Origin of the sequence: Enterobacter quasiroggenkampii (assembly GCF_043972695.1) — a bacterium.
GTDB lineage: Bacteria > Pseudomonadota > Gammaproteobacteria > Enterobacterales > Enterobacteriaceae > Enterobacter > Enterobacter quasiroggenkampii.
Map to the genome: position 1 here is coordinate 4,213,352 of NZ_CP143745.1, position 20,507 is coordinate 4,233,858.

Annotated in this window: 20 protein-coding genes; 3 read left to right on the forward strand and 17 right to left on the reverse strand. The window is 57.0% G+C overall.

All coding sequences use genetic code 11. The annotated features are described in order from the left end of the window. Nucleotides 1–37 precede the first annotated feature (37 nt). A complete protein-coding gene (locus tag V1572_RS20035; protein WP_048226659.1) occupies nt 38–775 on the reverse strand; it encodes a helix-turn-helix domain-containing protein in 738 nt (245 codons plus the stop codon). A 97-nt stretch (nt 776–872) separates the two neighbouring features. Between V1572_RS20035 and V1572_RS20040 the strand changes: the two genes are divergently transcribed. Continuing rightward, nucleotides 873–1,292: a nuclear transport factor 2 family protein gene (locus tag V1572_RS20040; RefSeq protein ID WP_196352669.1), complete on the forward strand. Its 420-nt coding sequence runs from the start codon at nt 873–875 to the stop codon at nt 1,290–1,292. Nucleotides 1,293–1,294: 2 nt separating this feature from the next. Here V1572_RS20040 and V1572_RS20045 read toward each other — a convergent pair whose 3' ends face one another. From V1572_RS20045 to V1572_RS20080, 8 genes are all read right to left on the reverse strand, one after another. After that, nucleotides 1,295–1,813, reverse strand: coding sequence for a DUF6622 family protein (locus V1572_RS20045; RefSeq protein ID WP_395299526.1), 519 nt, complete (start codon nt 1,811–1,813; stop codon nt 1,295–1,297). A gap of 84 nt (nt 1,814–1,897) precedes the next feature. Then, the gene (locus V1572_RS20050; RefSeq protein WP_080474238.1) at nt 1,898–2,932 is read right to left on the reverse strand and encodes a fimbrial protein; all 1,035 of its coding nucleotides are present in this window, start codon (nt 2,930–2,932) and stop codon (nt 1,898–1,900) included. A gap of 11 nt (nt 2,933–2,943) precedes the next feature. Then, entirely contained in the window at nt 2,944–5,472 is a 2,529-nt protein-coding gene (locus V1572_RS20055) for a fimbria/pilus outer membrane usher protein (protein ID WP_395299527.1), read from the reverse strand. A gap of 44 nt (nt 5,473–5,516) precedes the next feature. Beyond that, a complete protein-coding gene (locus V1572_RS20060; RefSeq protein ID WP_262766847.1) occupies nt 5,517–6,179 on the reverse strand; it encodes a molecular chaperone in 663 nt (220 codons plus the stop codon). A gap of 35 nt (nt 6,180–6,214) precedes the next feature. Beyond that, a complete protein-coding gene (locus V1572_RS20065) occupies nt 6,215–6,760 on the reverse strand; it encodes a fimbrial protein (RefSeq protein ID WP_045909280.1) in 546 nt (181 codons plus the stop codon). Between the two features lie 99 nt (nt 6,761–6,859). Further along, complete coding sequence (locus V1572_RS20070) at nt 6,860–7,483, reverse strand: LuxR C-terminal-related transcriptional regulator (RefSeq protein WP_063622322.1); 624 nt, start codon at nt 7,481–7,483, stop codon at nt 6,860–6,862. 384 nt (nt 7,484–7,867) lie between these two features. After that, on the reverse strand, nt 7,868–9,049 hold the full coding sequence (locus V1572_RS20075) for a PLP-dependent aminotransferase family protein (protein ID WP_048029265.1): 1,182 nt from the start codon (nt 9,047–9,049) through the stop codon (nt 7,868–7,870). 20 nt (nt 9,050–9,069) lie between these two features. After that, the gene (locus V1572_RS20080) at nt 9,070–9,957 is read right to left on the reverse strand and encodes a LysR family transcriptional regulator (RefSeq protein WP_252074104.1); all 888 of its coding nucleotides are present in this window, start codon (nt 9,955–9,957) and stop codon (nt 9,070–9,072) included. 97 nt (nt 9,958–10,054) lie between these two features. Between V1572_RS20080 and V1572_RS20085 the strand changes: the two genes are divergently transcribed. Next, a complete protein-coding gene (locus V1572_RS20085; protein WP_069720367.1) occupies nt 10,055–10,657 on the forward strand; it encodes a short chain dehydrogenase in 603 nt (200 codons plus the stop codon). Here the strand turns inward: V1572_RS20085 and V1572_RS20090 are convergent. From V1572_RS20090 to V1572_RS20120, 7 genes are all read right to left on the reverse strand, one after another. Next, complete coding sequence (locus tag V1572_RS20090) at nt 10,651–11,385, reverse strand: bifunctional 2-polyprenyl-6-hydroxyphenol methylase/3-demethylubiquinol 3-O-methyltransferase UbiG (protein ID WP_069720366.1); 735 nt, start codon at nt 11,383–11,385, stop codon at nt 10,651–10,653. The genes V1572_RS20085 and V1572_RS20090 overlap by 7 nt on opposite strands. A 125-nt stretch (nt 11,386–11,510) precedes the next feature. After that, on the reverse strand, nt 11,511–12,890 hold the full coding sequence (locus tag V1572_RS20095) for an amidohydrolase family protein (RefSeq protein WP_262766838.1): 1,380 nt from the start codon (nt 12,888–12,890) through the stop codon (nt 11,511–11,513). Nucleotide 12,891: 1 nt separating this feature from the next. Next, nucleotides 12,892–13,848, reverse strand: coding sequence for a carbamate kinase family protein (locus V1572_RS20100; RefSeq protein WP_395299528.1), 957 nt, complete (start codon nt 13,846–13,848; stop codon nt 12,892–12,894). After that, entirely contained in the window at nt 13,845–15,398 is a 1,554-nt protein-coding gene (locus V1572_RS20105; protein WP_395299529.1) for a xanthine permease, read from the reverse strand. The genes V1572_RS20100 and V1572_RS20105 overlap by 4 nt, the downstream gene beginning before the upstream one ends. An 11-nt stretch (nt 15,399–15,409) precedes the next feature. After that, nucleotides 15,410–16,825 carry a DUF1116 domain-containing protein gene (locus V1572_RS20110; protein ID WP_229226492.1) on the reverse strand — a complete coding sequence of 472 codons (1,416 nt, stop codon included), beginning with the start codon at nt 16,823–16,825 and terminating at the stop codon, nt 15,410–15,412. Then, complete coding sequence (gene fdrA, locus V1572_RS20115) at nt 16,825–18,366, reverse strand: acyl-CoA synthetase FdrA (protein WP_395299530.1); 1,542 nt, start codon at nt 18,364–18,366, stop codon at nt 16,825–16,827. The genes V1572_RS20110 and fdrA overlap by 1 nt, the downstream gene beginning before the upstream one ends. 109 nt (nt 18,367–18,475) lie before the next feature. Further along, on the reverse strand, nt 18,476–19,081 hold the full coding sequence (locus V1572_RS20120) for an ankyrin repeat domain-containing protein (RefSeq protein WP_395299531.1): 606 nt from the start codon (nt 19,079–19,081) through the stop codon (nt 18,476–18,478). A gap of 320 nt (nt 19,082–19,401) precedes the next feature. Between V1572_RS20120 and V1572_RS20125 the strand changes: the two genes are divergently transcribed. Further along, nucleotides 19,402–20,331: a LysR substrate-binding domain-containing protein gene (locus V1572_RS20125; RefSeq protein ID WP_395299532.1), complete on the forward strand. Its 930-nt coding sequence runs from the start codon at nt 19,402–19,404 to the stop codon at nt 20,329–20,331. Here V1572_RS20125 and V1572_RS20130 read toward each other — a convergent pair. Beyond that, nucleotides 20,328–20,486, reverse strand: coding sequence for a YqaE/Pmp3 family membrane protein (locus V1572_RS20130; RefSeq protein ID WP_045909293.1), 159 nt, complete (start codon nt 20,484–20,486; stop codon nt 20,328–20,330). The two genes, V1572_RS20125 and V1572_RS20130, sit on opposite strands and share 4 nt — an antisense overlap. Between the last annotated feature and the right edge of the window lie 21 nt (nt 20,487–20,507).

A 20,507-nucleotide genomic window follows, 5' to 3' on the forward strand; every position in this document is an offset into this window, starting at 1 on the left:
GTGGCGGCTTCGCCTTACCCGGCCTACATTGTAAAGCTCAGCGGGACGTGGGGAGGGCATCAGACCGCAACATCGCCCACTGCCCCGGTGTTTTACCGGTCCATGCTCTGAAAACCTCAATAAATGCGCTGACGCTGCTGTAGCCGCAGGACAGCGCAATCCACCCTACCGGCTTCCCCGCCGCCAGCCACTCCATTGCCTGCATGACGCGCGCCAGCTGCCGCCAGTTAACAAAGTTCATTCCGGTCTGGGCACTAAACCGACGGTTGAACGTACGCACGCTCATCCCAGCATGAATAGCATGACTCTCGACCGTCTGGTTATCATCGACAAACTGCAGCAAATGGCTGACCACGTTCTTCAGACGCGGATCCGTCGGCACGGGCAGAGAAAAGTGAACCTGGGGCGTCAGGGCAAGCTCATCCAGCAGCAAAGTCAGCTTTCGCGGATCGTACTCGTTCTCTGCACCACATAAACGGGAAAACAGTGCATGAGTGAGATCGTCGGGCTCGAACAGCGCGGGTGCATCGGGAAGCCCTGCACAGCAGGCGGGGTCAAGATAGATGGCGCAGCCTTCTATTGCGCTTTCAGAAAAGGCGGCATGCTGCTGACCTGGCGGGATCCAGCCGATGTGTTTTGCCGGTACGACCGAGCGCGCCTGCTGCGTCTCAATGACCAGCAGACCCGTTGCAATGCGCCACAGCTGGCCGGTGCGATGACTGTGCCACGGTGTTCGATACCCGCCGGGATGACGGAGCGTTTCAAAACTGACCATCTCATTTTGACCGAAAATCGTTATTCATCGACCTATTACAGAAACCACGTCTTCGGCTGTCAAGGATAATGGGGACTCAACCACATAAGGAGCCCGTATGAGCATTATCACCTCTCTGGTAGCCCAGCCAGACAACGCCGCGCAGCGCGAAAAAATGGCGTGCCTGTTAACCCGCTTATTCAACGGCGATATCGATCCGGCAGAGGTATTTACGCCCGATTACCAACAGGTTACGGACGGTCACGCCCTTGACTACCGGGGTTTTATTCAGCACCTGAACCACGTCCGCTCGCAGATCCGCACGATCGCCTTTAGCGTGGCGGAGATAGCCTGTCATGACGAACTTCTGGCTGACCGGCATATCGTGACGGTCACGTATCCTGATGGTCGTCAGGCAGAGATAGAGGTTTACCTGTTTGCCGCACTGCGTGAAGGGAAAATCTGGCGGATCCATGAAGTCACGCGAGCCCTCAGCGGCGATGTTTCAGATCGCACCCTGGCACACGCGACAGAATAACGTCACTCCGCCGGGCGCGGCGTGGTACGGCTAAACACCTCAACATACCGCGTAAACTTGCCGAGAAACACCCCGGCAAACAGCCCGCCAGAGGCAATCGCAAGGGCGCTGATGGCGGGCTGCTGCAGCGTCTGCGGCGCGATGGCGCTCATTACCCCCAGCACGTATTTCACCGCGAACGCCAGCATCATAAACGGCAGCGCGGTGTAGTCAGCCTGGCGGCAAAGGGTGCGCGGCGCGGCGGCGCGAGTTACCGCCGTCGGGCGAATCAATGCGTAACCCAGCGCAGCGCCAGCCAGAATGCCCGCAAACCACATAGACAGCATCGCGACGCTGAGGGTGCGGTACATCACCAGATCGTAAATATCCCATAGCAGAAAAATGGCCGGGATTATCGCCAGTTTTTCCAGCGTGACCGTGGCGGGCCGGCGGGCCCGGAGCCCACGAGAAACCAGAAACACAAACAGCACCCAGACCCAGATGGGGGTGTGCGTCAGAATACCAGTCAGTTGTTCGAACATAGCTGTTTACCGTGGGTATCACGCGGCCGTTATCGCGCGGGATAAGTATTACGCAAAATAGCCCGCGCGCAATCCCCACTTTTGTTACTTGAACGTCACGGTAAAGGTGGCTGTCGCACTGTAATCCCCAAGCTTCGGCGTCGTGGTCGTCCATATAAACCCTGCGTGATAATCATGCGTGAGCCGGTCTCCACCGATCGTTCCTATCTCCTGCGGCGTGTTCAGCGCAATGCGCGGCTCCATCAGGCTGCTGGCGGAAATGATAAACCCAAAGCCGCTGTCTGCCGCGGGCATGATGATTGCTCCGTCTTTGACCGTATTCGTCGAGCTTAACGTCATCAGCAACGTCTCCCCCGTGCAGGTTTTACCGCTGGCTTCACGCGTCAAATCGACCTGTAGCGTAAAGGGTTTTGTTTTTTCAATCTTACCGGGCGTCGCCCAGCTGCCGTTGATGACGCCAAAGTCGAGGGTATCGGGTACCAGCAGCACTTTTGGCGTGCAGGCCAGAAAGGTGATTTTATCCAGCCCGGTAATGGTCAGGTTAAAGTTACCGTCCTGAGTCACCGTGCCGCCTCGCAGACCGCCGACGCCATCTACCTGGAAGAGCGACAGGCTGACATCCCCCATCACTTTGCCATTGGTGGCCGCCGGAAGGCCGGTGGTTTTGATGTAAACCTGATAGGTGAGCGTGAACGTCTGCGGGGCCGCCGGGGAGAGACAGCCTTTGTTGCCGTTAGGGCGGCACACGGTACCGGGACCAATTTCTATTTTATCGCCTTTCTTCAGCTTGTAATCGACGTTCCTGAAGGTGATGCCAATCTCCAGAGAGTTGTGCACGTTTTTCACCGCATCTTTCGGATCGAGCCATAAATAGGCGCTCTCGCCGTTTGGATAGGCGTCCGTGTCAGAGCAGGTAAACGTCGCCGTGATTGGTGACGATACCCATATTTTGGTGTTGGTGCCGAAGTCACCGATCGACGCTTTGATGATGCTGTTAATGGCAACGTACTGGCTCACCGAGCCCTGGGCTTTACAGGTCAGCGCCATAACGGTGGAAGAAAACAGGCCGAAGCAAAAAATCACCGCGGCGTACAGCATATGTCGTCCCTGAAATTGCATTGTCCTCTCCTTTATCGACAAATTGCGCTGATCTCGCGATAGCCCGCGGTATCCTGTTCTCGCCGTTCCTCATCCGGAAGCTGGATGCGACACTGTTCGTCATCCCCCTCCCCCCAGCGAATGGCGATCGCTTCGCCCGGCAGCACGCCTGAAACAAAAATATCCCCGTCAGGCCCGACAATGCCGTTGTTACGCTCGCCCCGGCTGTAGGCCTGCGCGCCAACCGGCGGCACGCTGTTGTCGGGTCGTTTGCTGTGAATCAGCACGCTGTCGCCCCGATATGTTTCAAACGTCACGCGCGTAATCGCGCCGCGGGTAGGGACGTTATTCTGGGTGGCAACAGGCACGTCCAGCCCCTCCGGGAAGTCCTGGGTGTTTAACGACCAGGTATTGTTGCGATAAGGAATCGCATGCGGGGCAACGGCATAGCCCGCAGCGTCGATCCGCACTCCGGCCTGATTCTCTACCCTCACCCCCTGCGCATCCTGAGCCTCAATCAGGGTAAAGGTACTGCCCGGTGGCTGGGACAGCGTCACGCCGCCAGCGTGAGCAAGAATGCCGCCGCTGAGGTTCATGCTGCTTTGCTGCACATCTTCCGCTCTGGAATAGCCCAGCCACAGATTTCCGGCGCCCCCCTTGTAGCCCATGCTCAGATCGCCCGCCGTCCCCTCAGCATCGTTTTGCTGCACCTGCATGGCGTAGCTAAGGCGGTTATCCTCAAGCAAGGAGCCACTCAGCCCCGCGGAGGAGGACACGTTTCCGGCACGATCGGCGTGAAGGTCTGTCGTCGCCGTCGCCGGGTGGCTGCCAAAACTGAGCGGCAGGGACAGGCGCAGGTTAATGCTGCTGTCATGTGCAATGTAGTGGTTGCGCGTATTCTGGTAGTACAGACTCCAGGTCACATTGCCCAGCCGTGAGGTAAAGCCAGACTGAACCGTGGTATCGGAACCGGCATCCTGCCAGTAGCTTTGCTTGCTGAAGGTGAGATAAAGCTGGCTGATCTCACCTATCTGCTGGCTCATTGAGATATCCAGCCGCGCTTTTTTGGTTGCGTAGCGGCTGTCGTAATGGATTTCAGGCTTTGACGCGACCCAGTCAGGGTTATCCTGATCGGCGTCATCCCAGTAATAGGTTTTATATCGGCCATTATCCCAGCGGCGACGTTCCTGAACCGACTCCTGGAAATCGTAATAACCGGACGAGGAGTAACGATAGCCCGCCACCTGGAAATCGGTGCGGGAATCGAGAAAGGATTTCGCGTACAGGAAGCGAGCGCTCCCCCCTTGCTCATCGTCGCCCCGCGCAAGCCGCGTGTCGGATAACGCCAGATCGACGGACACCGCGCCAAAATGCCCCATGTTTTTGCCCACGCCCATCGCCGCGCTGCGGTAGTGTTCCGCCGAAAGCAGGCCGCCCGACAGGGTCACCGTATCGCTCATCCCTCTGGCGAGCTGGCTTTCAACAAACGCAGGGGCATAGCCGTCGGCACCGTCATGATATTTTGCGGCCGTGATTTCATAGTTCCACTGCCCCTTGCGAACCAGTCCCGGGAGCACGGTATAGGGGATCACCAGATTGGTTTTCCGTCCGTCGGTTTCAATGATGGTGACAAACAGATCCCCGCTCTGACTGACCGGCACAATGTCATCAAACGCGAACGGTCCCGGCGGCACGTTGGTGGAGTAGATCAGATACTTATTCTGTCGAACCTCCACGCGGGCATTGCTTTCCGCCACGCCTCTGACGACAGGGGCATAGCGCGACTGGCTGTCTGCACGCATCATGGGCTCCGAGGCCAGCTGCACCCCACGAAACGGAATACTGTCGTAGAGGGTTGTTCCGGTACTCCCTTGTCCCAGCAGCAGACGACTCCTGAGTGACGGAAGCGCCCTTTCAGCCCACGACGAGACGTTTTTCCAGTGGCCCGTGTCCCCATCCCGCTTTGTCAGGTTCGCCATCTGGCGCAAGCGCCACGCCCCTATATTGATACCGTTATTCAGGTAAAGGTAGGCGTACTGGCTGTTTTGCCCGTAGCTTCTGATGGTGTTCGCCGCCAGGTTGTAATTCACAAAAGCGGCATTGATGCCCTCGTCGTAACGCGTGGCGGGTACCGTTCCGCGCGGTTGCGTCAGCATATTGAGCTGGGGAACCTGAATATCCAGCCGGTGCTCGGTCATCGTAACGCTCATGGACGCACCCGCAATCCGGCGCTTGAGGGGATAGCACGACTCGTCATCGTCAGCGGGAAGAGCGACGGACCACGCACGCAGCCGATCGGCGCTAATGCACGGGTGCAGCGCGCTGTCGGGCTTATCGCGGACGATCTCAACGTCACGCTGTTCTACGAGCTTTCGGTTAACGTAAACGTCGAGGGAATAGGTTCCGGGAATAATGCCGGAATCAGGGTCGATCAAATTAATGAACGATTGCTCGCCCGCTCCATGAAAAAATGCGGTGTTATATTCACTTTGCGCCAGACATTCGCTGCCGGAAACCAGTAAAGAGGTGAGCGCGCACAGGGGGATCCATGTTCGTTGCATAATGATTCATCCATGACATTATTTAATAATCTGCAACCGTGGGCTTAGTGCATTTTCACGTCGGCAACGCCGCCGTAATCGTTAATGTACGTTAAGCCAACCACCCGCGAGCCTTTGGGAAAAGGAATCGTTTCGCTGCCAAAGGGAGCGATCATCGGGGCCGTTATTTTTTGTTCTTTTCCCTGCGGGGTTTTAATCATTAACTGACTCAGGCTAATATGCAGAGGCCCAGGATTGCTGACGACCAATGCATCGCTATTTTTCGTCAGCGTTAACTGACCTATCTGCTCGTCCAGTTTTGCCTTCATCCCAACCGGGCGATAAAAAAGCTTAAGGCGCGTTCGAATCGCCAGCTGCATCACATTAGGCTCGCTGGCCCGGGGCGGTATTTCCTGAACGTTAATCCAGTAAACGCTTTCTCTGTCGATCGGTAATCCTTTACCGGAATAGATAAAACGTAACACGGCGGATTGATCGGGTTTCACCTTCATAATTGGCGGCGTCACCACCATCTCTTTTCCGGGTTTGTCTGAATCTTCGTCCAGCCAGGTCTGGATAATATAATTTTTTTGCGACGCGTTATGCAGCGTTAACGAAGCCGATTTATTCTCACCGGAATAAATCACCCGTGAACTTTCAATCTGAATAGCTGAAATAGCCGATGCGGAGTACAGCGCGAATAGCGCAATAATAAGTGACTTCATCATACCACCTTAAAAGCAGGCCCGAAGGCCTGCTCCTGTTATTGTTGAACAATGGTGAAGGTGGCCGTTGCGTTTGCTTCCCCGGTGGTGACCGCATCTTTGTTATAGGCGTAATAGTTCGCTTTCAGGAAGAACGTCCCGCTGCCCGAGGTGTCGCCTTCAGCAATAGTGATGCTGGCATCGGATTTATCAAGGGTTTTGGATAAGGTAATGTTCTGGTCGGAGATATCTTTAATCTGAATCCCCACCCCTTTTGCTGTGGTGCTGGCGGTCGCGTTATCCAGGTCCAGCACGTTCGGCTGACCGGACGGGCTGACGCCGTCAAGAACCAGATAATAGGTGCCCGGCTGACAGCCCGTCAGGTTAATGGCAAAGCCCACCTCCGGACCATTAGCATCTTGTTTTAAGGTTTCCATCGGAATAGTTCCCATCGGAACCGTAATTTCGGCAGTGCTTTCCCCGGAGAGCTTGCAGGATGATGAGCCAATTTGCCCTACAAATTTTAACTTACCGTCTGCCGCATGGGCAAAAGAGGTAAAAAGCCCCAGGGCAACCATCGCCGCGCAAAGAGATTTCAATTTCATATACAGCTCCTTCTGTTTATACAACATATTATGAATAACAGTGCATCGTTTCTGCCTGAATACTACACCCGCATAAAACGCTTCATTTCCCGGCGAACGTTATGTAACCTTTATATCCGTTGTCAGGTAATGATAAAGCCCGGTAAGACTCTCAACCTGGAGTTTGGAATAAATGTTACGCCGGTGAATACTGACCATTTTCTCACTAATATCGACCTGACGGGAGATCTCTTTATTACCTTTCCCTGTAATAAAAAATGGCATCAGGTCTAATTCCCGGTGGGTGAGATTTGAATTTTTCTTAATCATCGCCCAGGTTTTATTGGTCACGGATTTTGAAATAATCTGGCCAGCCTTATCTTTGACCATAAAAGTGCTGAGTTTATCAAATGATTCGCTGTTATCAATTAAGATATCAGCAACCGAGTCCAGCAAAATATTTTCAGTCACTTCCACAATTCGCGCATTAGTCGTAATAATAAGTATATTGTCAAAAACATTCTGGCGCTTCATCTTTAACAGTAACAACAGTAAACCGTGGTCAGCAATATAATAGTCAATGATTATCGTGACCGGTGATCTCATTACCATCGTGCTCAGCGTTACGCTGGCTTTTTCAAATGCTAAAAACTTCAGTTCCTGCTTATCTCTCTGGCAATTTTGTATGATTTCACTCAACCCAATTCTGAACCAGACATTATCAGATACACAAATAATCATCATCCGTAACCTTATACTGATCCATGTATAACATTCCGGGAATAGAGCCTGTGAAGTGATTTAACCCTGAGCGAACGCTAAAAAATCATCCAACGACTGCGCTTATTCCATGAGACATTATTCAGATCAAAATGAATGAGATGCAAATAAGAATATGGGCAACAAGTGTAAGAGCAATCCGAAAAAGGATAATACAAAAAATGCTTTTCTTAGAAAAAAAGCATTAATAATTAATGAGTTAGTTAATGTTAATTTTGGTATTACTTTTCGAATACAATCCAAAAACATGGCCCGGGTATGATCCTGCGCAAGTTAACGTGAAGTTCCTGATCTGCATTTTCAGTTTCACCGCTTAAATAACGTCCAGAATCATACCCCGCCATTCTGTTATAAAGAGGCTTTCAGGCGTCGAACGGCCTCTTTCAGCTCTTCATCCGTTGGCGTGACAAACGACATGCGCAGCGTCGCTGGGTCTGGCTCATTGCAGTAGAAAAATTCGCCCGGCACAAATACCACGCCGTTACTTAACGTTTTTTCCAGCCAGCGGGTGGTGTTCATGCCGTTGTTCATTTTCGCCCACAGGAACATGCCGCCCTTCGGCTTGTGGAACGACATCACGTCGCCCAGCTCGGCTTCCAGTTCCGTGGCGAACGTCTGGTATTTCTGGCGATAGGCTTCGCGGATCGTTTTAATCTGATCGGCCAGACGGCCGGTCTTCAGGTACTCATACGTCATCAGCTGCGACAGCGTGCTGGTGTGCAGATCGGTGGTTTGCTTCAGGTTCACCACCGCGCGCTTCAACCATTCCGGCACCACCACCCAGCCTACGCGCGTGCCCGGCGCAAGGATTTTAGAGAAGGTGGAGGTATACACCACGTTCTCTTCATTGCCGATATCTTTGGCATGGGCAATTAACGGGCGGAAGACTTCATCGGTATAGTTAATTTCGCTGTACGGATCGTCTTCGATGATTACGAAGTCATAGCGCTTCGAGAGCTCCACCAGCTGTTTACGACGCGCCTCAGAAAGCGTCACGCCGCCAGGGTTACCAAAGGTTGGAACGATATAGACCGCTTTAATGGCTTTTTTGGCCACCAGCGCTTCTAGCTCATCCACCTTCATGCCGTCGCCGTCGGTGCCAACGGATTCAAAATTCGCCTGCGCCAGGCCGAATACCTGCAGCGCGGCAAGATAGGTTGGACGCTCGACGACGACGATATCGCCCGGGTTAATTAACGCGCGCGCCAGCACGTCGAGGGACTGCTGTGAACCGGAGGTTACGACCACGTCATCCGCCTTACAGCGAATGCCTCGCCCCTCGCAAATGCGCTGAATCTCTTCCCGCAGTCCCGGTACGCCTTCGGTCAGGCCATACTGAAACGCCTCGCCAAAATGCTGAGATAATACGGCATCAGCAGCGATTTTCAGCCCTTCGCGATCGAACAGATCGGGATTAGGAATACCCCCGCCCAGCGAAATGACGCCGGCCATTTTGCTGTGTTTTAATAATTCACGGATGGCAGATGATTGCAGGCCCTGCGCGCTGCTGGCGAGTTTACTCACGGACATTCTTTGCTTACCTTCTGTTTTTATAGTGTGCTCAATCTTAGCAGAATATGGGCGATAAATTCCGTCAGCTTAGGCAGTGGCCGCAAATCCTGGCGCCACAGTAGATGCACAGGCCTTGGCGCGGGCGTGAACGGTTCCATTACCCGCACCAGTCTGCCGCTTGCCAGTTCTTCCGCCACCAGCACTTCCGGTTGCAGCAACAGCCCCGCCCCGGCTCGCGCCGCCATGCGTAAGCCGTAGCCGTCGTTGCACCGTAATACGGCATCCCGTTTCCAGCGCACCTCCCCTTCCACGCCCGGCAGCCGCCACTCGTTGCGTGCCGTCCACACCGTGTGCGAAAGACAGAGATGATCCACCAGATCGTCAGGCGTTTGCGGCGTGCCGTGTCGTGCTAAATAATCCGGTGCGGCGCAGATCACCATGTTGTAGGGGCACAGGTATTTCGCCACCAGATCGTCGTTGCGAACGTCGCCAATGCGAATGGCCAGATCGACGCCCTCCTCCACCAGATCGACCATTCGGTTGGTGAGATCCAACTCGATGCGTACCTCCGGGTAGCGCTGTAAAAAGGTGGCCGTCAGCGGGGCGATCACGCAGCCGCCAAACGACGTGGGCGCCGTGACGCGCAACGTTCCGGCAGGTGCAGCACGGAGCCGCTCGACTGCATTCTCAGCAATGGAGACCTGCTCCAGCACCCGCTTCGCCTCGTCGAAATAGACCCGTCCGGCATCCGTCAGGCTCTGGCGGCGCGTGTTACGCTCCAGCAGGCGAGTGCCAAGCTGTGATTCCAGCAGCGCAACGTACTTCCCCACCATTACCGCCGACATCTCCAGCCGCGCCGCCGCACCGGTGAAGCTGCCGCTTTCCACCACGGCAATAAACGTCTCCATGCTGCGGAGCTTATCCATATTCCAAACCTCTGGTTAGCAATCTTCTAACTTTAGCCCAGTTTATCCGCATTTTAATTTATTAAAGAATGAAGGCTCACAACAGAAGGAGTCAGCTATGAAAATCGTCATTATTGGTGCCAGCGGTACGGTCGGTCGTGCGGTAACGGAAGAGCTGAGTCGTCGCCACGAGGTCATCCGCGTCGGTCGCACCCAGGGCGACGAGCAGGTGGATATCACCTCGCAGTCAAGCGTTCAGGCGCTGTTCGAGAAAATCGGCCAGGTGGATGCGATTGTGTCCGCCAGCGGTGGCCTCTACTTCGGCCCGCTCGCGACCATGAAAGACAGCGACTTTAACCAGGGGCTGCAGGATAAGCTGCTGGGGCAGGTGCGCCTGGCGCTGACCGGCCAGCACTACCTGAATGAAGGCGGCTCGATTACGTTGATAAGCGGGATCGTGGCACACGAGCCGATTGCGCAGGGCGTGAACGCCACCACGGTGAATGCCGCGCTGGAAGGGTTTGTTCGCGCGGCAGCCTGCGAACTGCCGCGCGGGATCCGCATCAACCTGATCAGCCCGACGGTGCTTACCGAATCGGTCGACACGTACGATGGCTTCTTCCCGGGCTTCGAAAGCGTGCCTGCCGCCACGGTGGCGCAAGCCTATCGTCGCAGCGTGGAAGGCGTGCAGACCGGGCGCGTATACAAGGTCGGCTACTGATCCTTGCGGGCGGCGATCAGCACCAGCATCGGGCGCTCCGCCTCCTCGGCCAGCGCGGGCCAGGCGTCAATCTGCGCCTGCGTTGGTCCCCACTCGTTGACGTTGCTTATCGTTAATCCGGCCTTGATCAGCGCGTTAAGCGTGGTGCCCAGCGTGCGGTGGTATTTGATCACCCCGTCCGCCAGCCAGTTGCTGACGCGCTGGCCTTCGTCCTGATAATGATTCACGCCCCAGAACCTCTCGCCGTTATCGTCGGTCAGCCAGCCCTGACGCGAGGCGCAGGTATATATCGGGTGCTCCATCGAAAAGACCAGGCTGCCGCCGGGCTTAAGCGCGCGCTGAGCCTCGGCAAATACCGTGTCCAGTTCCGGCAGATAGTGCAGCGCCAGCGAGCTGTAGACCAGATCGACGCTGTTTTCGTCGAGGCTGAGAGAGTCCAGATCGCTACGCTGATAGTGAATCAGTGGGTCCGCGGTAAGCTCCGCTGCGCGGGCGAGCATCTTTTCTGAGATATCGATCCCCGTGACGTGAGCAGCACCCAACTCGCGCGCGGCGCGGCAGAACCAGCCGTAGCCGCAGCCGAGATCGACAACCGATTTGCCGGTTAAATCGGGCAGCAGGCTTTTCAGCGCGGGCCACTCCGGCGCGCCGTCCAGCCCCTGCACCGAACGCGGAAGCTGGGCGTAGCCTTCAAAAAACGCCGGGTTGTCGTAGATGTTTTGTGCCATGGCAGATCCCTCTTTAAGAATGTGCACAGCAGTATACTGCATTGTCGGGTGGCGGCTTCGCCTTACCCGACCTACAAAATCTCCGAACCGTAGGCCGGGTAAGCGCAGCGCCACCCGGCAACCCATTAGCCCACCGTACCCCAGACCAGATTTCCTTTATGGAACGTTGCGGTACGCGGGGAAATGCGCGCCACGGCTTCGGCAGAACAGGAGGCGTCTACCAGCACAAAGCTGGCGTCATCCTGCACTTTCGGCCACACGCGTTCGCCTTTGTCGTTCAGCGGCAGCACGTCGCCGGTCGCAATCCCCAGCGCACGGGAGAGCGTTTGCTCGTTCGGGCGAATATAGAGCTGGGCATAGAGATTGGCTTTCTCCAGCATGTCCCCCAGACCGTACGGCGACCAGTGGTCGATCACGCTGTCGGTGCCGGTCATCACAAACACGCCCTTGTCCCGCAGCTGCTTCAGCGGCATATGCAGGGTGCCAATCGGCACGGTGGAGGCGATGGTTACCTGCTGCGCCGCCATGCGGGTGGCAATCTCATCCACCTGCTGTTCGTTGAGCGTCGCCAGCGCGAAGGCGTGGCTGATGGTGAGTTTCCCCTTCAACGCCGGCGTTTTCTCCACGGTTTCGACCATGTAGTTCACCGCCGCCACGCCCGCCGGGCTGGTTTCGTGCAGGTGAATGTCCACCCCTTTGTCGTAGTCCAGCGCAATCTGGAACATCAGATCGAGAGATTTCTCCATCGCGCCGTCGACGTTGGTCGGGTCCAGCCCGCCAACGTAGTGCGCCCCGGCCTGCATCGCCTCGCGCATCAGCTTTTCAGAATTCGACAGCAGCAGCCCGTGCTGCGGGAAGGCGACGATTTCGCAGTCAAAACCAGGTTTGCGGCGCGCCAGGACCGCCTGCAAATTTTCCAGGTTTTTCAGGCCGGAAACCGGCTCAATGTTGCAGTGGCTGCGGGCGATGGTGGAGCCTTTCGACTGGATCAGGTCGATCAGCTTTTCCGCACGCTCCTGGGTGTAGGGCTGCAGCTCAGGCAACAGCTTTTGTTCCAGGCGGATCATATCCTGAATCGTGGTGCCCGCCGGGCGGTTGAGCGATCGCCACGGGCCACCGTAGAAGGTTTTATCCAGGTGGATGTGCATGTCGCGCATTGCCGGGAGCATCAGCTTGTTGCCCGCATCGTAGTGCGGCAGCGTGGCGTCGGCGTGGCGCTTGTTGTCGCGCAGGGCGACGATCTTCCCGTCCTTGATCTCCAGCGTTTTCAGCTCGGTACGGGTGCTCGTCGCCACGCCGCCGTCGAAGTTAAACCCGGCTTCGAGCAGCACGTTGTCCAGATAGTAATGTTTCGCGGTGATATTCATAGGCTTACCGGTCTCGCAGAGTGGCTTTGCGGAGTCAGCAGCATACGCGACGGATCCGGTCGCGCCAAACAGCGCGCAGGCGGTCACCATTTTGCCGCTCTGGCTGATAAATTCACGGCGGCTTTTGTTTTCACTCATCTCATCTTCCTTCATTCACAATATGGGTACCGGTTTCCCCGCGCAGCGCGGCGGGCAGGCAGTCTGGCGAGGTGATGATCACCCGCTTGCCGCCGTGGTGTAAAAATTCCAGCGAGGCGACGATTTTGGGCAGCATGCTGCCCTCCGGGAAGTGACCTTCTTCCCTGTAGCGCGTCATCTCCGCTACGTTGACGGTGTCCAGCGCCTGCTGGTTTGGCTTGCCGAAGTTGACGCACACCTTCTCCACGCCGGTGGTAATCACCAGCACGTCGGCGCGGATCTCGCGCGCCAGCATCGCGGTGGAGAGATCTTTATCAATCACCGCGTCGACGCTCTGGTAATCGCCCTGCTCAGTGCGCACCACCGGAATACCGCCTCCGCCCGCGCCAATCACCACAAAGCCTTTTTGCGTCAGTGTCTTGATCGCATCGGCCTCGACAATGCGCAGCGGCTGCGGCGAGGCCACCACGCGACGATATCCCCGACCCGAGTCCTCAACAAAGTGCCAGTCCGGGTGCGCGCGCTGCAGTTCGTCGCGCTGCGCCTCGCTGAAGAACGCGCCGATCGGTTTCGTCGGGTGCGTAAAGCCGGGATCGTTTTTATCCACTTCCACCTGCGTGACGACCGTAACCGCTTTTTGCTCCCCGCGCGCGGCCAGGCGGTTGTTCAGCGCCTGCTGGATCAGGTAGCCAATGCCGCCCTGGGTGTCCGCCACGCAGTTTGCCAGCGGCGTGAGGGGAAGCCCCTCCCGCTCGTGGGCAATTTCAGCGCGGCGCAGATCCAGCCCCACCTGAGGGCCGTTGCCGTGGGTAAGCACGATGTCATAGTCGGAGGCCAGCATTTCGAGCACCGACTCTGCCACCGCTTTAACCGCCTGCGCCTGATGTTCAATCGACTGGCTGGCGTTGTCTTTGATAATGCTGTTGCCGCCAATGGCGACGACCATAAGCTCTTTCATACGTGCTCCTTCGCAACAGTACCCGGCTCAGCGCTCGCCGCTTCACGACTATCCAGCATATGCTTCACCACAAACATGCCGCCCATCATCAGATACGCGGTGACGAACATCAGCGAACGGCCTTCGGCAAAGCCCACGACCGGAGCGTGGATCACCCCGAACAGCGCCAGCAACGCCCCGCCCGCCGCAGCCACGGCCCCGCGCAGCGGTTTGTTGATGATGGCGAAAATGGCGATACAGCCCCACAGCATGCTGGCGAGCGGTGCCCCGTTCCCCAGATGGACTAATCCTTCGTAGTAGATCCCTTTGCTGTGCAGCACGTCGGTACCGATTTTGGCGGCATTCGTGCCCGCCGCGCCCAACACGCTGTTCATCATGGTCAGCGCCCAGTTGGCGATCCACGGGAACAGGCAGATGAAGATCACGGGCACTTCCACCTTCGGCGTTTCCCTCACCACCTGGTTGGCGGTGACCACGCCGATAAACACCAGAATCGGCACGATGGCGGTCATCGGAATGATGGCGAGCATAAACGCCCCCAGTCCGAACAGCGGCACGATGAACATGGTCACGCCGGAGGCCAGCGTGTAGCCGATGCTCGCGCCCATCGCTTTCCAGCCGGGATGGCCGACGTAGACCGTCACCGGGAACGGGTTGCCCATCAGGCAGCCGAGCATGGAGGCCAGACCGTTCGCCAGCATGACTTTACGCGTCGGGTATTCATCCCCCGCCGCGTGGGCGCTTTCGATGTTCTCCAGGTCAAAGATGTAGTTCGCCAGACCCAGCGGTACGGCAGAGGCGAGATACGGCAGCGCGTGCGGCAGCCCCTGCAGGAAGCCCTCCACGTGCACCTGCGGCGGGTTAAAGCCGAAGGATGACATGGAAGCTTTAATCGCCTCCGGGCTCTGCAGGCCGGAGATCCACGCCAGGGCCGTGCCGGCAATCAGCAGCAGCAATCCGGTCGGGATGCGGGCGAAAATGGGCTTTTTACCGAACCAGTTGATGAAAATCAGCAGCAGCACGATAAACGACACGGTCGGCGCCTCGAACGCCTGCAGCATCGGGTTCATCGCCAGCAGCAGCAGACCCAAACCGGACAGGCACGACAGCAGCACGGTGCGCGGGATCATCTTGCGGATGGTCTCCCCTAAAAACGAGCCGCCCGCCAGGATCATCGCCTCCACGAAGCACCACACCAGGCCAATCTGGATGGCGAACTCCGCATCACCGGTCTGCTGATAGACCGGCATCAGCACCAGGAAGGTCACGGTAAAAATCGACGGCGCGCTGGGGCCGGACGGCAGCGCGGTGACGTCCGTGCGCCCGGTCTGGCGCGCCATCTGCATGCCAAACCAGGCGTAGCAAATACTCGCGGTCAGCACCGCCAGCCCGAAGGCTGGCGCAATGCGTCCATAAACAATCTCCTTCGGGATGCCGACGACAAAAATGAGCAACCCCATCATGGTCAGCAAATTGGTCAGGTTGTTGGTCATCAACCCGAAATACGCCGCCCAGTCACCTCTTTTCCACTCCAGTTTCATGTTTTTCATGGATGCATACCTTATAAAAAGTAGCGATCGCGGAAGGTCAACAGCGCCTTTTCAAAACAGCTAAACGGCGGGTGAACGATGCCCGCCCCAATCATGCCGATGCCCGCATCTTTATGCGCAATAGCGGTGTTAATTACCGGCAGAATGCCGCTGCCGGCGACTCTGGTGATGTCGATGGCGGTCGGGATCCCCATAAACGAGAGCAACGGAATAGTGACGTTCGGGTTTTCGCCGAGGGTGATTTCGCGCATCTGACGGGAGAAGTCGATAGCTTCCTCCACCGTGCCGCCCACCAGCGCAACGATCGCCGGGGCCGTCGCCATCGCAAAGCCGCCGATGCCGTAGGTTTCGGTGATCGCGCTGTCGCCGATATCCAGCCCGGAATCTTCCGGCCGGTAGCCCGCAAACATCGGGCCAATCACCTGCTGCGCCGGGCCGGTGAACCACTGCCCCGGCAGGCCGGAAACGCGCAGGCCGAACTCGTAGCCGTTGCGCGCCATGGTGGTAACCACGGTGCTGTATTCAATGCCGTGGGCGGCGTCCAGGGCGGCTTTACACATCGCCATCCACGTCGGGCCGGAGAAGTAGTCGCTGCTGGCGACAAACTCAAATACCTCGCGCTGCTGCTCAACCGGATAGCCCGCCTGGATCAGCCCCGGGGTCAGCGCCTGGATCAGCAGCGTGGTGCCCGCATTGTTGCGGTTGTGGCACTCATCGCCCATGTGCAGCGCCTGGGCCAGCATCAGGCGCAGGTCGATTTCGCCGATAATCTTCATCGCGTCGCGCAGCATCGGGCCGAGCACGTCCCGCATCCAGTTCAGGCGGTCGATGACGCTCTGGTCGTTGGCGCCCATGCGCAGGATCTTCGCCATCTGCTCGCTGAGGTTGGTGAAGGCGCGGTTGCCGTAGGTTTTGTTCTCAACAATGTGCATAAACATCGACGCAGAGGTAACGCCCGCCATGGAGCCCACGCAGTCATGCTCGTGGCACGGCGAGAAGGTGATCTCCCCTGAGGCGGCAAGCCGTGCCGCGTCGTCCAGATCTTTCGCCAGCCCTTCAAACACCAGCGCACCGGTGACCGCGCCTTTCATCGCGCCACACATGTTTTCCCAGGAGACAGGCGGACCAGCGTGCAGAATGGTGGTGCGGGTCATCCCCGGCACGACGTTAATCGCCTGGTCATAGCCCACCAGCACCGGATGGGACTGGATAATGCGCTCAAGCGCGATTTGGTTGGCGGCGGCGATCTTCTCCGCCAGCGGTTTTTCCGCCAGCTGATCCAGCGCCTCAACGACCTGCATATTGCCCTGCCCCGGCGGCGTCCAGTCGAGCTGGGTGACGGGTACGTGCTGCTTTTTAAGATCGTCGCTGAACATCGCGATACCCACGTTAATGACGTTCAGCGGCTGGTTAAATAAGGTGGTCATTATGCGTTCTCCCCTTTGCAGACAAATTCGCGTGCCAGTAATCCGGTATTGGTGCTGCTGCTGGCCCAGATGACGCCTGCGTCGGTCAGCATCTGGCACTGCTGTGCCAGCGACTGCGGATCCTGATCGGTGCCGAGCACGTATCCGAGGATCTCAAGCGGACGGTTATCGGCCTTCGCGATGGCCTGCGCCTCTTTGATCGCCTCGATCATCACCCCCGCCGGATCCTCGTGCGCGCCGAAGCCCAGCACAAAGTCCATCACGATGACGCCCACTTCCGGATCGCGCGCCTCCTGCAGCAGGCGGCTGATGCGGTTGGTCGGGTCGATCATCGGATGCGGCTTGCCGTTGGTGAAATCGTCGTCGCCAAAGTCGAGGAAGGTGTGGGCTTTACTGACGCTGACGTCCGGCAGGCGTTTAGCGGGATCCGGCTGGATATTGCTGTACACGTCGTCGAACTTCTCCAGCGCGGCAAACATCGCTTCGTCGCACAGGGTGCCGCCGCAGAACAGGCCGCGAATGTACTTCTGCTGCGGGGTCAGGCGGGCGCGCACCTCTTCAATCAATGGCCAGTTGAGCGGGTGCAGATCAAGGGACTCTTTTTTGATGCCGGTAAGCAGAACGGCCTTCAGCGCCGCCTCTTTGGTGCCGCGCGCAAACTGCAGTCCGTCCTCATCGGCGGGCGGTTCATTGCGCCCGAGGAAGCAAACAACTACCGGCTTGCGGCAGGCTCTGGCGCGGGCCAGCACCTTTTCTGCCACGACAGGAGCCGCTGGTTTGGAGATCAGCGCGATAACCTGGGTGCCCTCGTCGGCTTCCAGCATGTCGATGGCGTCGAGCATCATCAGGCCGCCGATCTTCTCGCTAAGATCGCGCCCGCCGGTGCCAATCAGCTGCGACACGCCGCCGCCGAATTCATGGATGCGCACGCTCAGCTCCTGGCTGCCGGTGCCGGATGCGCCGACGATGCCAATCGGTCCGCGACGCACCGCGTTGGCGAAGCACAGTCCCGCGCCGTTGATGATGGCGGTGCCGCAGTCCGGCCCCATCATCAGCAGTCCTTTCTGGTGCGCCAGCTGCTTCAGCGCCAGCTCGTCGTCGAGCGAGACGTTATCGGAGAAGAGCATTACGTTGAGATCGTTTTCCAGCGCCTGACGCGCCTCGCGGGCGGCGAAGGTGCCGTTGACGGAAATCACCGCGAGGTTGCTCTCCGGGCGATGGGTTTTAGCGCTGGCAATCGTCGCGTAGCGCGCTTCATGAGAGCTGGCGCTCTCTTTACGCGTGAACAGCGCTTCAATAGCGGCCAGCGTTTCATCATTCGCCGCGTCACCTTTAATGACGATCATCAGGTCGCCGTTTTTCGCCTCATTTAATTCCGGCGTTAACAGCCCGAGGTTTTTTAATACGCCCTTATTCATTTCCGTTGCCATGGCGACAAAGGCCTGTTCAACGCCCGACAATTTATTGGCTTTAGTGGAAACGGACATTAATGACACGGAGTCAAAATAGGTGTTCTTTTTTATGACAATTTTCGTTGGCATTATTTTCTCCTGAAAGCGGATAAAAGGGGGCCGCCGTCGTGCACAATGCACGTCGGTAAAAAATGCTTTATTTAATTAGCGGCCAGCCGGGACGGGCTGACCGATTGTTTTACGCGCCCGCCGCCAGCAGCAGGTCGGCAATCTCAGTGAAGCCTTTCTCCCGCGCCAGTTCGAGCGGGGTTTTGCCGTATTTGTCGGTCATATGCGGGTTCGCGCCGTGATCCAGCAGCAGCTTCACGATCGCCTGCTGCTTTTCGCCGCCGTCGTTTAACACGATGGCTTCCAGCAGCGGCGTCCAGCCGACAAAGTTGGTGTGGTTAACGTTGATATCGGTTTTTTCCAGCAGCTCGCGCACGATCTCCACGTGCCCTTTTTCACTGGCAGGCGTAATGCCCACGCCGCCAAAACGCGTCAGGCGGTCGAGATTCGGATTCGCGGGTAATACCAGCCGCAGGAGGGTTAAATCATTGGTCAGGCAGCTAATGAGGAAAGGGTTAAAGCAGGTCTGATCCTGTTTATCAATATCTGCCCCGGCGGCAATTAAAAATTCTACGCAGGAATAGTGTTTTTTCAGGCTGGCAATCGTAACGGCGGTTCTTTTCTGGCGATTAGTGGCGTTAATATCCACGCCTTTCTCCAGACAGGCTTTTAGCGCATCGCTATTGCCCTCTTCTGCCGCCAGCAGAAATTCCGTAACCAGTTCAGTTGCAGACATATTCAGACTCCCGATGTTTTTCTTTCTGTTGACCTGAGAATAGCAACAGCCTGGTCATAAAAGAATCCGCTTAAAAATGATTCATCGACAGTCAATTCATTGTTGAGTTAAATTCAACAGTTCGGTCAAAACGTGCGTCTGTGCAACCTTTTTCTTATGTTTAACCGCTTTTTAGCGCATCAAAACGCATTATGCTTATATCTGATAAAGCCTTATGCACCAGGGCTTTCGGCAAAGCGTCAGAACTGTGATCGGCTTCAAATACGTTGTAACAGCGTTGTTAAAATATGTTCAAAACTGATGTCTGAGGGAGCCGTGATATGAATTCCATCTTTACCGAAGAGAACCTGCTGGCCTTCACCACCGCCGCCCGCTTTGGCAGCTTCAGCAAAGCCGCCGCCGAACTGGGCGTCACCACCTCCGCCATCAGCTACACCATTAAGCGCATGGAGACCGGGCTGGACGTGGTGCTGTTCGTGCGTAACACGCGCAGCATTGAGCTGACCGAGTCCGGCTTTTACTTTTACCGCAAAGCCACCGACCTGCTTAACGACTTTCACGCCATCAAGCGCGGGATTGATACCATCTCACAGGGCATCGAGGCGCGGGTACGCATCTGTATCAACCAGCTGTTGTATACGCCGCGCCATACCGCGCGGCTGCTGCAGGTGCTGAAAAAGCAGTTTCCCACCTGCCAGATCACCGTCACCACCGAGGTCTATAACGGCGTGTGGGACTCCATCATCAACAACCAGGCCAATATCGCCATTGGCGCACCGGACACGCTGCTCGACGGCGGCGGAATTGACTACACCGAGATCGGCGCCATTCGCTGGGTGTTTGCCATCGCGCCGGCGCACCCGCTGGCGTTCGTTCCGGAACCGATAGCGGAAAGCCAGCTGCGCCTGTACCCCAACATCATGGTGGAAGATACCGCGCACACCATTAACAAGAAGGTGGGCTGGCTGCTACACGGACAGGAGGCGATTCTGGTGCCGGACTTTAATACCAAATGCCAGTGTCAGATTCTGGGCGAAGGGATAGGTTTTTTACCGGAGTATATGGCGCGGGAAGCGGTGGAAGACGGGCTGCTGGTGACGCGGCGTATCAATAACCCGCGTCAGGATTCGCGCATGCTGCTCGCCACGCAGCATGCCGCGACCGGCCAGGTCACGCGCTGGATCAAACAGCAGTTTGGCCCCCAGGGCGTGCTGACCGAGATCTACAGCGACTTACTCTGGCGTGCTTAGCTCTTACTCTGAACCCAGAAAGCGTGGATAAGACCCGGGATGTAGCCCAGCAGCGTCAGAATAATGTTGATAATAAACGCCCAGCCGAAACCTTTGCCCAACAGCACGCCCAGCGGCGGCAACAGGATGGTAAAAACAATACGCCAAAAACCCATATCAAAACTCCGTGCAAGCTA

What these genes read in the sequence shown, in the direction of transcription:
- V1572_RS20035 (WP_048226659.1), bottom strand. Translation starts at nt 775, where the DNA reads ATGGTCAGTTTTGAAACGCTCCGTCATCCCGGCGGGTATCGAACACCG.
- V1572_RS20040 (WP_196352669.1), top strand. Translation starts at nt 873, where the DNA reads ATGAGCATTATCACCTCTCTGGTAGCCCAGCCAGACAACGCCGCGCAG.
- V1572_RS20045 (WP_395299526.1), bottom strand. Translation starts at nt 1,813, where the DNA reads ATGTTCGAACAACTGACTGGTATTCTGACGCACACCCCCATCTGGGTC.
- V1572_RS20050 (WP_080474238.1), bottom strand. Translation starts at nt 2,932, where the DNA reads ATGCAATTTCAGGGACGACATATGCTGTACGCCGCGGTGATTTTTTGC.
- V1572_RS20055 (WP_395299527.1), bottom strand. Translation starts at nt 5,472, where the DNA reads ATGCAACGAACATGGATCCCCCTGTGCGCGCTCACCTCTTTACTGGTT.
- V1572_RS20060 (WP_262766847.1), bottom strand. Translation starts at nt 6,179, where the DNA reads ATGATGAAGTCACTTATTATTGCGCTATTCGCGCTGTACTCCGCATCG.
- V1572_RS20065 (WP_045909280.1), bottom strand. Translation starts at nt 6,760, where the DNA reads ATGAAATTGAAATCTCTTTGCGCGGCGATGGTTGCCCTGGGGCTTTTT.
- V1572_RS20070 (WP_063622322.1), bottom strand. Translation starts at nt 7,483, where the DNA reads ATGATGATTATTTGTGTATCTGATAATGTCTGGTTCAGAATTGGGTTG.
- V1572_RS20075 (WP_048029265.1), bottom strand. Translation starts at nt 9,049, where the DNA reads ATGTCCGTGAGTAAACTCGCCAGCAGCGCGCAGGGCCTGCAATCATCT.
- V1572_RS20080 (WP_252074104.1), bottom strand. Translation starts at nt 9,957, where the DNA reads ATGGATAAGCTCCGCAGCATGGAGACGTTTATTGCCGTGGTGGAAAGC.
- V1572_RS20085 (WP_069720367.1), top strand. Translation starts at nt 10,055, where the DNA reads ATGAAAATCGTCATTATTGGTGCCAGCGGTACGGTCGGTCGTGCGGTA.
- V1572_RS20090 (WP_069720366.1), bottom strand. Translation starts at nt 11,385, where the DNA reads ATGGCACAAAACATCTACGACAACCCGGCGTTTTTTGAAGGCTACGCC.
- V1572_RS20095 (WP_262766838.1), bottom strand. Translation starts at nt 12,890, where the DNA reads ATGAGTGAAAACAAAAGCCGCCGTGAATTTATCAGCCAGAGCGGCAAA.
- V1572_RS20100 (WP_395299528.1), bottom strand. Translation starts at nt 13,848, where the DNA reads ATGAAAGAGCTTATGGTCGTCGCCATTGGCGGCAACAGCATTATCAAA.
- V1572_RS20105 (WP_395299529.1), bottom strand. Translation starts at nt 15,398, where the DNA reads ATGAAAAACATGAAACTGGAGTGGAAAAGAGGTGACTGGGCGGCGTAT.
- V1572_RS20110 (WP_229226492.1), bottom strand. Translation starts at nt 16,825, where the DNA reads ATGACCACCTTATTTAACCAGCCGCTGAACGTCATTAACGTGGGTATC.
- fdrA (WP_395299530.1), bottom strand. Translation starts at nt 18,366, where the DNA reads ATGCCAACGAAAATTGTCATAAAAAAGAACACCTATTTTGACTCCGTG.
- V1572_RS20120 (WP_395299531.1), bottom strand. Translation starts at nt 19,081, where the DNA reads ATGTCTGCAACTGAACTGGTTACGGAATTTCTGCTGGCGGCAGAAGAG.
- V1572_RS20125 (WP_395299532.1), top strand. Translation starts at nt 19,402, where the DNA reads ATGAATTCCATCTTTACCGAAGAGAACCTGCTGGCCTTCACCACCGCC.
- V1572_RS20130 (WP_045909293.1), bottom strand. Translation starts at nt 20,486, where the DNA reads ATGGGTTTTTGGCGTATTGTTTTTACCATCCTGTTGCCGCCGCTGGGC.